The sequence below is a fragment of the Paucibacter sp. JuS9 genome (assembly GCF_044043925.2).
Lineage (GTDB): Bacteria > Pseudomonadota > Gammaproteobacteria > Burkholderiales > Burkholderiaceae_C > JAUASW01.
Window position 1 is genome coordinate 1,602,283 of the sequence record NZ_CP194172.1, and the last position, 13,917, is coordinate 1,616,199.

Genomic DNA, 13,917 nt, shown 5'->3' on the forward strand with positions numbered 1-13,917 from the left:
CTCAGGCCGGGCCGCGCGAACGAGCCGGGTTGCCGACCCACAGCTCGCCGGCCGGCACGTCGCGGGTCACCACGCTGCCGGCGCCGATCATCGCGCCCTCGCCGATGGTGATGCCGCCGAGGATGGTGGCATTCGCGCCAATCGAGGCGCCGCGCCTGACCACGGTGCGCTGGAAGGCCTCGGGGTATTGCTTGGAGCGTGGGTACTTGTCGTTGGCAAACGTGACGTTGGGTCCAATGAAGACCTTGTCTTCGAGCGTGATGCCGTCCCACAGCTGCACGCCGCATTTGACGGTCACCTCGTTGCCCACGACGACATCGTTCTCGATGAAGCACTGCGCATTGATATTGCAGCCGCTGCCGACACGCGCACCGGCCAGCACGACACAGAACTGCCAGATCGTCGTGCCTTCGCCGATTTCCTGGCTCTGCACATCTGAACTCGGATGGATGAAAGCGGGGTGGCTCACTTGGTTGCGCTGCTGATGAGTCGAGGCGGCCCAGCATAAGGCAAGCCGCCCCGCCACAGTGCGAACCGTGACCGGGCGGCATTTGGAGCGGGGCATGGCGCCCCGCTGGGGTTCTTCGTCAGATCAGCGGCGGCAGACGGTCGTCCTCGTCCAGCTTCTTGTGCGTCAGCAGGTGCGAGTGCATCGGGTCGGCATGCGGCACGAAGCTGGTGGCCGCCGAGGCATCGCCCAGCACACTGCCTTGCGGCGGTGCCAGCACATCGGTCAGGCTGACCTTCACCTCAGGTTGCGTGCTGCCTTCCGGCTTCACGTCCTTGGCGAACCAGACGTCGGCCATCTCATGCGTCTTGCCGTCGGCCGTCTTGTAGCCGGAGACCAGACCCACCAGGTTGCCGTTGTCGATCACGCTGCTGGCCTGTGCCTGCAGGTCGAGCTCGGTGATACCGAGGCCTGCCAGGTCCTTCAGCTCGCCCGCATCGGTCTTGCCGTCGTGATTGGCGTCGACCCAGACCTTGAGGTCCTTGAAGCCGGCATCCAGCACGTCGAGCTTGCCGTCGTGGTTGACGTCCAACGCTGCCATCGCCTGGTAGCCGTTGCCGGCATGCTGGCCATTCGCCAGGACCGTGCCGGTGCCGAACAGCTCCTTGCCGTCGTTGATCACACCGTCCTTGTTCAGGTCCATCACCAGCAGACCGTCATTGCCGCCGACCCAGCCCCACTTCTGGGCGTTGCCGGTGCCGTTCAGGTCGAAGGTCACGCCTTGTGCCGAGGACAGGGTCTGGATGCCATTGCCATCCAGGTCCAGCACGATAGGTGTGGCCAGCCACAGGGCATCGAGCTGACCGCCGTCCAGCGAGGCGATCTGGTCGGAAGTGAACGCGCCCACCTGGGTCATGTTCATCTTCGCGATGTCGGCCGAATCAAGGCCGTCGAGCTGATCGGTGGTGAACGAACGGATCTGGTCCGTCGTCAGGCCCGGCATCTGCGCTGTGGTGAAGGCGTGAATGTCGTCCGAGTCAAGCTTGCGGAGCTGGTCGGTCGAGAACGCGCCGATCTGCGTCGAGGTGAACGAGGCGATCTGTGCCGAGGTCAGCGCACCCATGTCATCGGTGGTGATGGCATGCAACTGGTCGGTCGTGATCGCCACGATCTGTGTCGTCGACAGCGAACCGATCTGGTCGCTGGTGAAGGCCAGGAACTGATCGGTCGACAAGGCGCGCAGCGCAGCCGTGGTGAGGCCTCGCAGTGCATCGGTGCTGATGGTGTCCAGGTCGGCCGCATCAATGCCGACGATCTGCGCCGAGCTCAGGCCGCCCAGCTGGGTGCTGGTGAAGGCCGCGATCTGATCGGAGTTGAACGCGGCCAGATCCTCAGACTGCAGGCCCTTGATGCTGGCGGTGCCCAGGGCACGCACATCGTCGGTCGAGAAGGTCTTGATCTGGTCGCTGCTCATGTAGCCGATCTGGGCCGAGGTCAGTGCACCGACCTGGTCCGAACGCAGAGCCTGCACATCGTCCGTCGCCCAGCCCTGGACCTGGGTGCTGGTGAGCACCGAGATCTGCAGGTTGGTCAGTGCGTCCACCTGATCGGTGGTCAGTGCATTGAGCTGATCGGTCGAGAGGGCACGCACGCCGAACACGCTGATCGAGCGAATGTCATCCGTCTCAAGCTTGCGCATCATGTCGGTCGTGATGCCGGCGACCTGCGTCGCAGTGAGTGCGCCGAACTGACTTGTGCTCAGTGCATTGAAGTCGTCCGAACCCATGGCCGTGACCTGGGCCGAGGTGATCGCGGTGACCTGGGTGTTGGTCAGCGAAGCCACCTGATCCGAGGTGAAGGCCACGAACTGGTCGGTGCTGAGCTTGGACAGGGCCGCCGAGGACAGGGCGCGGACGTCATCCGTCTCCATCTTGGCGATCTGGTCGGTGCGCAGGCCGGCCAACTGGTTGGTACCCAGTGCGGCGAACTGTGCGGTGCCCAGGGCCACGACGGCGTCGGTCGTCAGCGCTGCGATCTGGTCGGAGCTGAAGCCCTTCAGGCCGGTCGTCGAGATGGCCGCGAGGTCATCCGTCTGCAGGGTCTTGACCTGGTCGGTGCTGATCGCCGCGATCTGATTCGAGGTCATGGCCTTGAATTGATCGGTCGTGAAGGCGTTCAGGTCGTCGCTCACCAGACCCTGGACCTGGGCCGAGGTCAGCGAGTTGACTTGCGACGTCGTCAGCGATGCGAGCTGGTCGGAGCCCAGGGCGCCGAGCTGGTCAGTGCTGAACTTGGCCAGGGCCGAGGTGCCGAGCGCGCGCAGGTCGTCGGTCTCGAGCTTGGCGATCTGGTCGGTACGCAGGCCGGCAGTCTGGGCGCTGCTCAGCGAAGCGTACTGGGCCGTCGTCATCGCCACGGTCTCGTCCGTCGTCAGCGCGTTCAGCTGTGCCGAGGACAGGCCACGCAGGCCGGCCGAGCTCAGCGATGCCAGGTCGTCGGTCTGCAGGGCCTTGACCTGGTCGGTGCCAAGGCCGGCCACTTGCGCCGATGTCAGCGCCCTGAACTGATCGGTGGTGAGCGAATTCAGCTTGTCGGTGGCCAGGCCGGCGAGCTGGGCGCTCGTCAGCGAAGACACCTGGGCCGTGGTCAGCGCGCTCAACTGGTCGGTGCTCAGGCCGGCCAACTGGTCGGTCGCGAGGCCACGCAGTGCGGCGGTGTTGATGGCACGCAGGTCGTCGGTCTCGAGCTTGGCCATCTGGTCGCTGGACAGGCCCTTGACCTGCGCCGTGGTCAGCGCTGCGGCCTGGGCCGTGGTCAGTGCCTTCACATCGTCGGTCGACAGGCTGGTCAGCTGCTGCGAGGTCAGCGACACGATCTGGCCCGTGGACAGCTGGCCGATCTGGTCGGAGGTCAGCGCCGCGAACTGGTCGGTCGAGAACTTGGACAGGGCCGAGGTGCTCAGGGCACGCAGATCGTCACTTTCCAGCTTGGTGATCTGGTCGGTGCGCAGGCCGGCGATCTGGCCGGAGGTCAAGGTGCTGACCTGGGCCGTCGTCAGGGCGACGATCTCGTCGGTGCGCATTGCCTCGATCTGTGCCGAGCTGAAGCCCTTGATGCCGGCCGTGGAGATGGCAGCCAGGTCGTCTGTCTGCAGCGTCTTGACCTGGTCGGTCGTCAGCGCAGCCACCGTGGACGAGGCCATGGCCTTGAACTGGTCGCTGGTGAAGGCGTTCAGATCATCGCTGACCAGGCCCTGGATCTGGGTCGAGGTGAGCGAGTTGACCTGCGCGGTTGTCATCGCCGCCAGCTGGTCGGAGCCCAGGGCGCCGAGCTGGTCGGTGCTGAGGGCACGCAGGCCGGCAGTGCTGAGGGCACGCAGGTCGTCGGTCTCCAGCTTGGCCATCTGGTCGGTGCGCAGACCCAGCACCTGGGCCGAGCCGAGCGATGCGTACTGAGCCGTGCTCATCGCCACGACTTCGTCCGTCGTCATCGCGGCCAGTTGAGCCGAGTTCAGGCCCTTGATGCCGGCGGTCGAGATGGCCGCCACATCGTCGGTCTGCATCGCCTTGACCTGGTCGGTCGTCAGCGCGCCGATCTGGGCTGAGCCGAGCACCTTGATCTGGTCGGTGACCAGGGCGTTCAGGTCGTCGGTCTGCAGGCCGGCCACCTGGGCGGTGCCCAGCGAGCTGACTTGGGCCGTGGTCAGTGCGCCTACCTGGTCGGAATTCAGTGCGGCCAGTTGGTCGGTGGCGAGGGCCTTGATCGAGGCGGTGTTGATCGCACGCAGATCGTCGGTCTCGAGCTTGGCCATCTGGTCGGTCGACAGACCCTTGACCTGCGAAGAGGTCAGCGCTGCGGCCTGGGCCGTGGTCAGTGCGCGGATGTCGTCGGTCGACAGGGCTCCCAGCAGGTTGACCGGCGTGGTGCTCAGCGTGGCCACTTGTGCCGTGGTCAGCTGGGCCACCTGGTCGGAGGTCAGGGCTGCGAACTGGTCGCTCGTGAACTTGGACAGGGCGCCGGTATTGATCGCACGCAGGTCATCGCTTTCCAGCTTGACGATCTGGTCGGTGCGCAGGCCGGCCACCTGGACCGAGCTCAGGGCGGCGTACTGTGCCGTCGTCATGGCCGCCGTTTCATCGGTGGTCATGGCGCCGATCTGGGCGGAATTCAGGCCCTTGATGCCAGCGGTCGAGATGGCCGCCAGATCGTCGGTCTGCATCGTCTTGACCTGGTCGGTCGTCAGCGCGCCGATCTGTGCCGAGTTCAGGACCTTGATCTGGTCGGTGACCAGGGCGTTCAGGTCGTCGGTCTGCAGGCCGGCCACCTGGGCGGTGCTCAAGGAGCTGACTTGGGCCGTGGTCAGCGCGCCGATCTGGTCGGAGTTCAGTGCTGCAAGCTGATCAGTGCCCAGTGCCTTGATGGCGCCGGTGTTGATCGCGCGCAGGTCGTCGGTTTCCAGCTTGGCGATCTGGTCGGTCGACAGGCCCTTGACTTGCGAGCTGGTCAGCGCCGCGGCCTGGGCCGTGGTCAAGGCGCGGACGTCGTCGGTTGACAGGGCGCCAAGCTGATTGGCCGGCGTGGTGGCCAAGGAAGCCACTTGCTGGGTGGTCAGGACCGCCACCTGGTCGCTCGTCAGGGCTGCAAACTGATCGGTCGAGAACCTGGACAGGGCCGTGGTGGTCAGGGCGCGCAGGTCATCGCTTTCCAGCTTGGTGATCTGGTCGGTGCGCAGGCCTGCGACCTGGGCGGTGCCCAGGGCCGCGTACTGCGCCGTCGTCATCGCGACAATCTCGTCCGTCGTCATCGCCGCAAGCTGGGCCGAGTTGAAGCCCTTGATGCCGGCCGTGGAGATGGCAGCCACGTCGGCTGTCTGCAGCGTCTTGATCTGGTCGGTCGTCAGTGCCGCCACCGTGGACGAGGCCATGGCCTTGAACTGGTCGCTGGTGAAGGCGTTCAAATCGTCACTTACCAGACCCTGGATCTGGGTCGAGGTGAGCGAGTTGACCTGCGCGGTCGTCATCGCCGCCAGTTGGTCGGAGCCCAGGGCGCCGAGCTGGTCGGTGTTCAGTGCGCGCAGTGCGGCCGTGTTGAGCGAACGCAGATCGTCCGTCTCGAGCTTGGCCATCTGGTCGGTGCGCAGCCCCAAGACCTGTGCCGAGCCCAGAGCGCCGAACTGGGCGGTGCCCATGGCGACCACTTCATCGGTGGTCATGGCATTGATCTGGGCCGAGTTCAGGCCCTTGATGCCGGCGGTCGAGATGGCCGCCACATCGTCGGTCTGCATCGCCTTGACCTGGTCGGTCGTCAGTGCGCCGATCTGGGCCGAGGACAGCACGCGCACCTGGTCAGAAACCAGGGCGTTCAGGTCATCGGTCTGCAGGCCGGCCACCTGGGCGGTGCCCAAGGAGCTGACTTGGGCCGTGGTCAGCGCGCCGACCTGGTCGGAGTTCAGCGCGGCCAGTTGGTCGGTGGCCAAGGCCTTGATCGCGGCGGTATTGATCGCACGCAGATCATCCGTCTCGAGCTTGGCGACCTGGTCGGTCGACAGACCCTTGACCTGCGAAGAGGTCAGCGCTGCGGCCTGGGCTGTGGTCAGTGCGCGGATGTCGTCGGTCGAGAACGAACCGATCTGGTTGGCCGGCGTGGTGGCGAGCGCGGCGATTTGCGCCGTGGTCAGCACGGCCACCTGGTCGCTCGTCAGGGCGGCGAACTGGTCGGTCGTGAACTTGGAGATCACGCCGGTGCCGATGGCCCGCAGGTCATCGCTTTCCAGCTTGGTGATCTGGTCGGTACGCAGACCGGCCACCTGGGCGGTGCCCAGGGCGGCGTACTGCGCCGTGGTCATGGCGACGATCTCGTCTGTCGTCAGTGCGGCGATCTGAGCCGAGTTGAAGCCCTTGATGCCGGACGTCGACAGCACGGCCAGGTCCTGCGTCTGCAGCGCCTTGACCTGGTCGGTCGTCAGGGAGGCGACCGTGCCCGAGGCCATGGCCTTGAACTGGTCGGTGCTGAAGGCGTTCAGGTCGTCCGTCGCCAGGCCCTGGACTTGGGCTGAGGTCAGCGAATTGACCTGGGTGGTCGTCATCGAAGCCAGCTGGTCCGAGGTCAGTGCGGCGAGCTGGTCGCTGTTCAGTGCACGCAGGGCGCCGGTGTTGATGGCACGAAGGTCATCCGTTTCCAGCTTGGCCATCTGATCGGTGCGCAGACCCGCGACCTGGCCCGAGCCGAGTGCCGACACCTGGGCGGTGCTCAGCGCCACCACTTCATCGGTGGTCAGGGCGCCCAGCTGGGTCGAGGTGAGGCCCTTGATGCCAGCGGTCGAGATCGCCGCGACATCGTCGGTCTGCATGGCCTTGATCTGGTCGGTCGTCAGCGCAGCGATCTGGCCGGAAGACAGCACCTTGATCTGGTCGGTGACCAGCGCGTTCAGGTCGTCGGTCTGCAGGCCGGCCACTTGCGCCGTGGTCAAGGAGACCACTTGCACCGTGGTCAGCGCGCCCATCTGGTCGGAGTTCAGCGCGGCCAACTGGTCGGTGCTCAATGCCCGGACCGCGCCGGTATTGATCGCACGAAGGTCGTCGGTCTCGAGCTTGGCCATCTGGTCGGTACCCAGGCCCTTGACTTGCGAACTGGTCAGCGCCGCGGCCTGTGCCGTCGTCAGTGCCCGGATGTCGTCGGTCGAGAAGGCGCCAAGCTGGTTGGCCGGCGTGGTGGCCAGCGATGCGACCTGTGCCGTCGTCAGCTGCGACACCTGGTCGCTGGTCAGCGCGGCGACCTGGTCGCTCGACAGCTTGGACAGCGCGCCAGTGCTGATCGCACGCAGGTCATCGCTTTCCAGCTTGACGATCTGGTCGGTGCGCAGGCCTTGCAACTGGGCCGAGCCGAGCGCAGCGAACTGCGCCGTGGTCATGGCCACGATCTCGTCGGTCGTGAGCGCGCCGAGCTGGGCCGAGTTCAGGCCCTTGATGCCGGCGGTCGAGATGGCCGCAAGGTCATCCGTCTGCATCTTGATGAGCTGGTCGGTCGCAATTGCCGCGATCTGACCCGAGCTCATGTTCTTGAACTGGTCGGTCGTGAAGGCGTTCAGGTCGTCGCTGACCAGGCCCTGGATCTGGGTCGAGGTGAGCGAGTTGACCTGCGCTGTGGTCATGGCGGCCAGCTGGTCGGAGCCCAGGGCGCCGAGCTGGTCGGTGGACAAGGCACGCAATGCGGCGGTGTTGATCGCGCGCAGGTCGTCTGTTTCCAGCTTGGCCATCTGGTCGGTGCGCAGGCCAAGCACCTGGGCGGTGCCCAGGGCCGCGACTTGCTGCGTGCCCAGACCGACAACTTCATCGGTGGTCAGCGCGCCGAGTTGGGTCGAGCTCAGGCCCTTGATGCCGGCCGTGGAGATGGCGGCCACATCATCCGTGGTCATCGCCTTGAGCTGGTCAGTCGTGATCGCGCCGATCTGCTGCGACGTCAGGACCTTGATCTGGTCGCTCACGAGGGCATTCAGGTCGTCGGTCTGCAGGCCGGCCACCTGGGCGGTCGTCAGCGAAGCGACTTGCAGGCTGGTGAATGCCGACATCTGGTCGGAGTTAAGCGCCGCCAGCTGGTCGGTGCTCAGAGCCTTGATCGCGCCCGTGTTCAGTGCACGCAGGTCGTCGGTCTCGAGCTTGGCCACCTGGTCGGAGGACAGGCCCTTGATCTGGCTGGAGGTGATGGCCGCGGCTTGAGCCGTGGTCATTGCGCGGATGTCGTCCGTCGAGAAGGCGCCGAGCTGGTTGGCTGGCGTCGTGGCCAGGGCCGCGACTTGCGCCGTGGTCAGCTGCGAGACCTGGTCGGAGGTCAGCGCGGCGATCTGGTCGGAGCTCAGCTTGGACAGCACGCCAGTACTGATCGCGCGCAGGTCATCGCTTTCCAGCTTGATGATCTGGTCGGTGCGCAGACCCGCCAGCTGGGCCGTGCCCATGGCTCCGAACTGCGCCGTACTCATCGCGACGATTTCATCGGTCGTCATCGCGGCGATCTGGTCGGACGAGAAGCCCTTGACGCCCAGCGTCGAGATCGCGGCCAGGTCGTCGGTCTGCAGCGTCTTGACCTGGTCGGTCGTCATTGCTGCGACTTGCGCCGTGGCGAGATTCTTGAACTGGTCGGTCGTGAAGGCGTTCAGGTCATCACTGACCAGGCCCTTGATCTGCGTGGAGGTCAACGCGTTGACCTGCGTCGTGGTCATCGCGGCCAGTTGGTCTGAGCCGAGAGCGCCGAGCTGGTCGGTCGACAGCGAGCGCAGAGCGCCCGTGCCGAGCGCGCGCAGGTCGTCGGTCTGGATCTTGGCCATCTGGTCGGTCGTCAGGCCTTGGACCTGGGCCGAGTTGAAGCTGCCGTACTGCGTCGTCGTCAGCGCCACCACTTCATCGGTGGTCATCGCGCCGAGCTGGGCCGAGTTCAGGCCGCGGATACCGGCGGTGGAGAGCGCCGCCAGGTCGTCCGTCTGCATCTTGCGGATCTGGTCGGTCGCGATCGCGCCGACCTGAGCCGAAGTCATGTTCTTGAACTGGTCGGTCGTGAACGCGTTCAGGTCGTCACTGACCAGGCCCTGGATCTGGGCCGAGGTGAGCGAGTTGACCTGCGCCGTGGTCATCGCGGCCAGTTGGTCTGAGCCGAGGGCGCCGAGCTGGTCTGTAGAGAGGGCGCGCAGCGCGGCGGTGTTGATCGCGCGCAGGTCGTCCGTTTCCAGCTTGGCCATCTGGTCGGTGCGCAGACCCGTCAACTGGGCCGAGCCCATGGCGGCGAACTGCGCCGTGCCCATGGCCACGACTTCATCGGTGGTCAGCGCAGCGACCTGCGCCGAGTTCAGGCCCTTGATGCCGGCGGTCGAGATCGCCGCCACATCGTCACTCTGCATGGCCTTCAACTGATCGGTCGTCAGTGCGCCGATCTGGGCCGAGGTGAGTGCCTTGATCTGGTCAGTGACCAAGGCGTTCAGGTCGTCGGTCTGCAGGCCGGCCACCTGGCCCGTCGTCAGGGAGACGAGCTGGGCCGTGGTGAGGGCGCCGATCTGGTCGGAATTCAAGGCGGCCAGCTGGTCGGTGCTCAGTGCCTTGACCGCGCCGGTGTTCAGCGCGCGCAGGTCATCGGTCTCGAACTTGGCCATCTGGTCCGTGCCGATGCCCTTGATCTGGGCCGAGGTGATGGCGGCCGCCTGGGCGGTCGTCAGCGCGCGGATGTCGTCGGTCGAGAACGAACCGATCTGGTTGGCCGGCGTGGTGGCCAGCGACGCGACCTGCGCCGTGGTCAGCACGGCCACCTGGTCGCTGGTCAGTGCCGCAACCTGGTCGCTGCTCATCTTGGACAGCGCGCCTGTGGTCAGTGCGCGCAGGTCATCGCTTTCCAGCTTGGTGATCTGGTCGGTGCGCAGGCCGGCCACCTGGGCCGAGCTCAATGCGGCGAACTGCGCCGTGGTCATGGCGACGATTTCGTCGGTCGTCAGCGCTTCGATCTGGGCGGAGTTGAGGCCCTTGATGCCGGCCGTGGAGATGGCGGCCAGATCGTCGGTCTGCAGTGTCTTGATCTGATCAGTCGTCAGCGCCGCCACCGTGGACGAGGCCATGGCCTTGAACTGGTCGCTGGTGAAGGCGTTCAGGTCATCGCTGGCCAGGCCCTTGATCTGGGTCGAGGTCAGCGCATTGACCTGGGCCGTGGTCATGACGGCCAGCTGGTCGCTGGTCAGCGCGCCGAGTTGGTCGCTGGACAGTGACCGCAGCGCGCCTGTGTTGATGGCGCGCAGGTCGTCCGTTTCAAGCTTGGCCATCTGGTCCGTGCGCAGGCCAAGCACTTGTGCGCTACCGAGGGCTGCCACTTGTTGGGTGCTCAGGCCCACCACTTCATCGGTGGTCAGCGCCCCCAGCTGGGCCGAGTTCAGGCCCTTGATGCCGGCCGTGGAGATGGCGGCCACGTCGTCCGTGGTCATGGCCTTCAATTGGTCGGTCGTGATCGCGCCGATCTGATGCGAGGTCAGGACCTTGATCTGGTCACTCACCAGGGCGTTCAAGTCGTCGGTCTGCAGGCCGGCCACCTGGGCGGTTGTCAAGGAGACGACTTGGGCGCTGGTCAGCGCGCCCACCTGGTCGGAATTCAACGCGGCCAATTGGTCGGTGCTCAGAGCCTTGATCGCACCTGTGTTCAGCGCGCGCAGGTCATCGGTTTCCAGCTTGGCGATCTGGTCGGTGCCCAGGGCCTTGATCTGGGCCGAGGTCAGAGCAGCCGCCTGAGCGGTCGTCAACGCGCGGATGTCGTCGGTGGAGAAGGAGCCGAGCTGGTTGACCGGCGTCGTTGCCAGCGAGGCGATCTGGGCCGTGGTCAGCTGGGAGATCTGGTCGCTGGTCAGCGCAGCGGTCTGGTCCGATGTCAGCTTGGACAGCGCAGCGGTACTGATGGCACGCAGGTCGTCGCTTTCCAGCTTGGTGATCTGGTCGGTGCGCAGGCCGGCCAACTGGGCCGAGCCCATGGCGGCGAATTGCGCGGTACCGAGCGCCTGAATTTCGTCGGTGCTCAGCGCGGCGATCTGGTCCGAGTTCAGGCCCTTGATGCCGGCGGTGCTGATCGCAGCCAGGTCGTCGGTTTGCAGTGTCTTGATCTGGTCGGTCGTCAGCGCGCCGACAGTGGCCGAGCCCATGGCCTTGAACTGGCTCGTCGTGAAGGCGTTCAGGTCGTCGCTGGACAGGCCCTTGATCTGGGTCGAGGTCAGGGCGTTGACCTGCGCCGTGGTCATGGCGCCGAGCTGGTCGGAGACCAGGGCACCGAGCTGGTCGGTGCTGAGCGAACGCAGGGCCGCGGTGCCGATGGCGCGCAGGTCGTCGGTTTCCAGCTTGGCCATCTGGTCGGTGCGCAGGCCGGCAACCTGTTGCGTGCCAAGGGCCGCCACTTGCTGCGTGCCCAGGGCAACGACTTCGTCCGTGGTCAGCGCGGCGATCTGGGCGGAGTTCAGGCCCTTGATGCCGGCGGTCGAGATGGCGGCCAAGTCGTCCGTCTGCAGCTTGGCAACCTGATCGGTGCCGATGGCGCCGACCTGGGCCGAGGTCAGGACCTTGAACTGCTCGGTCGTGAAGGCATTCAGGTCATCGCTGGCTATGGCGGCGACCTGGCCGGTGGTCAGCGAGACGACTTGGGCCGAGGTGAGGGCGGCGGTCTGGTCGGAGGTGAGGGCAGCGAATTGGTCGCTGCTCAAAGCACGAAGCGCGCCGGTGTTAATGGCGCGCAGGTCGTCGGTTTCCAGCTTGGCGATCTGGTCGGTTCGCAGCCCCTGCAACTGGGCTGATCCCAAGGCACTGAACTGCGCTGTTCCCAGCGCCACGACCTCGTCGGTACTGAGCGCCGCGATCTGCGCTGAATTGAGTCCCTTGATGCCGGCAGTGCCGATGGCTGCCAGGTCATCGGTCTGCAGGGCCTTGATCTGGTCGGTCGTCAGGCCAGCCACCTGGCCGGAGCCCAGGACCTTGAACTGTTCGGTGGTCAGGCCATTCAGGTCGTCAGTCGTCAGCCCGGCCAGCTGGGCCGTGGTCAGCGAGACCACTTGGGCGGTGCTCAGGGCGGCGATCTGGTCGGAATTGAGGGCGCCGAGCTGGTCGGTGCGCAGGGCGCGCAGGGCGCCGGTGTTCAGGGCACGCAGGTCGTCGGTTTCGAGCTTGCCGATCTGATCGGTCGTCAGGCCGGCCATCTGGGCCGAGCTGAAGGACTTGAACTGGGCGCTCGTGAAGGCATTCAGGTCATCGCTGACCAGGCTGGACAGTTGGCTGGTGGTGAGCGTCGAGACCTGGTTGGTACCAAAGGCGGAGAGCTGGTCGGAATTGAGTGAGCCGAGCTTGTCGGTGCTCATAGAGCGCAAGGCCAGGGTGCTGAGTGCTCGCAGGTCCTCGGTCTGGAACTTGCCGATCTGGTCGCTGGACAGCGAGGCAATCGCGAAGGTGCCGAAGGTGCTGACCTGTCGAGTGGTCAGCGCCGCAATCTGGTCTGAGTTGAAGGCCGCCCAGTCCTCGGTCGTGAGTTTCGCCAGTGTCTGAGTGGCAAGACCGGCGATCTGCGCTGTCGACAGACTGGAAATGATAGAGGCCATCTTTAACTCACTTGGTTAATTCAGAAGCGCCGCCCGGGGGCGACGTCTCGACACAAATCTCACAGGCGCTGTGTCAAGCACCATAACTTTTCAGGCAGGCTCCGCGTGCCAGCGCACGCACGAAGCCTTCCCGCTTCATTCGGTTTTCGTCTCCTGCGCCCAGTACTTGAGCGCAATCGACGGCAAGCTGTGCTTGAACGACCCAGCCAACCAACAGATTGCTATAAAAACAAGCAAAAGCAACGAAAAGATACACGTATTGCAGGGTCCGCCAATACTAGGGGTGTGGCCTGTCCACAATGTTTACAAAAGCGAGTCCAAAACTTGGCTGTTCTGCCCATGAACGGATGCCAGTCGCGAGTTAAATCACGATTCGCCGCCCTTTTCGAGGGCGGCTATCGCCCGTGCGCTCTTCCATGCAAATCACCACGCTGATTCCCGCCTACAAGACCAAGTACATGGTCGAGCTGATGACCAGCCTGGTCACGCAGACGCACAAGAGCCAGCGCATCATTGTGTCCGACGACAGCCCGGGCGGCGAGTTCGGCCAGATCCTGTCGTCGCCTGCCATGCTGGTGGCTCGCGAGCGTTTGCCGATTGAGATCCATCAAGGCCCGCGCATCGGTGCCTATGAGAACTTCCTCCACCTGCTGAAGCTCTGGGACAACAGCACCGAGCTGGTGCATTTGCTGCTGGACGACGACGTCATCTACCCGGATTTCTATGCCGCCCATCGCGCCATCCACGGGGCTGGCAACTTCGCCTGCAGCATCAGTGCCCGCTGGACGGCCAATGAGCGCGGCCAGCCGATCGAGGGCATGCCGATACCGGCCGGCGTTCTGCAGTCCATGGGCCGCATCGTCTCGCTGGACGCCGGGGCGATGTTCACGACCACGATTCCGCAGTGCCAGAATTGGTTCGGCGAGTTCTCCAACTGCGTGATGCGGCGCGAAACGGCAGCCCTGCTGTTCAAGCCGGACTTTGGCGGTGTGTCCTATGCGGGCTTGTGGGACCTGGGCGCCTTCCTGGCCGCCAGCCTGCAGGGACCGGTCGCCTACATCCAGGACCGCCTGGGGCACTTCCGTACCGGTGGAGAAGGCCATTCCAATCAGCTCTACGGCAAGCACATGAAGGCTGCGCACCTGGGCTATGCCGCGCTGGCGGTGGGCGCTCGCCGTATCGGGCAGCTGGGTGAGAGCCACGCACGCCAGTGCTACGACGGTATCGCCTCGGCAATTTGGCAGCGCTACGCAGGCGAGGAAGACATGCAGCCTTTCTGCCGGGTGCTGCCGCGGATGCGCGATGGCCTGCCCGGTGCCGAAGACGAGTTTCTGCCGATCTGGCAGGACTTTCTGACTCGGCACAAGTTCTGAGC

4 protein-coding genes are annotated in these 13,917 nt (G+C 65.3%); 1 reads left to right on the forward strand and 3 read right to left on the reverse strand.

All coding sequences use genetic code 11. The features are described from left to right. Position 1 precedes the first annotated feature (1 nt). From ABT392_RS07085 to ABT392_RS07095, 3 genes are all read right to left on the reverse strand, one after another. Positions 2-469, reverse strand: a complete 468-nt coding sequence (locus tag ABT392_RS07085) for an acyltransferase (protein ID WP_395386195.1) — start codon at positions 467-469, stop codon at positions 2-4. A gap of 118 nt (positions 470-587) precedes the next feature. After that, positions 588-12,542 carry a hypothetical protein gene (locus ABT392_RS07090; protein ID WP_395386194.1) on the reverse strand — a complete coding sequence of 3,985 codons (11,955 nt, stop codon included), beginning with the start codon at positions 12,540-12,542 and terminating at the stop codon, positions 588-590. A gap of 73 nt (positions 12,543-12,615) precedes the next feature. Beyond that, on the reverse strand, positions 12,616-12,798 hold the full coding sequence (locus ABT392_RS07095) for a hypothetical protein (RefSeq protein ID WP_395386193.1): 183 nt from the start codon (positions 12,796-12,798) through the stop codon (positions 12,616-12,618). Between the two features lie 160 nt (positions 12,799-12,958). Here ABT392_RS07095 and ABT392_RS07100 point away from each other — a divergent pair, with 160 nt between their 5' ends. After that, complete coding sequence (locus tag ABT392_RS07100) at positions 12,959-13,915, forward strand: glycosyltransferase family A protein (protein WP_334276923.1); 957 nt, start codon at positions 12,959-12,961, stop codon at positions 13,913-13,915. Positions 13,916-13,917 lie beyond the last annotated feature (2 nt).

Coding starts and splice junctions, on each gene's coding strand:
- ABT392_RS07090 (WP_395386194.1), bottom strand. CDS start 12,542: ATGGCCTCTATCATTTCCAGTCTGTCGACAGCGCAGATCGCCGGTCTT.
- ABT392_RS07100 (WP_334276923.1), top strand. CDS start 12,959: ATGCAAATCACCACGCTGATTCCCGCCTACAAGACCAAGTACATGGTC.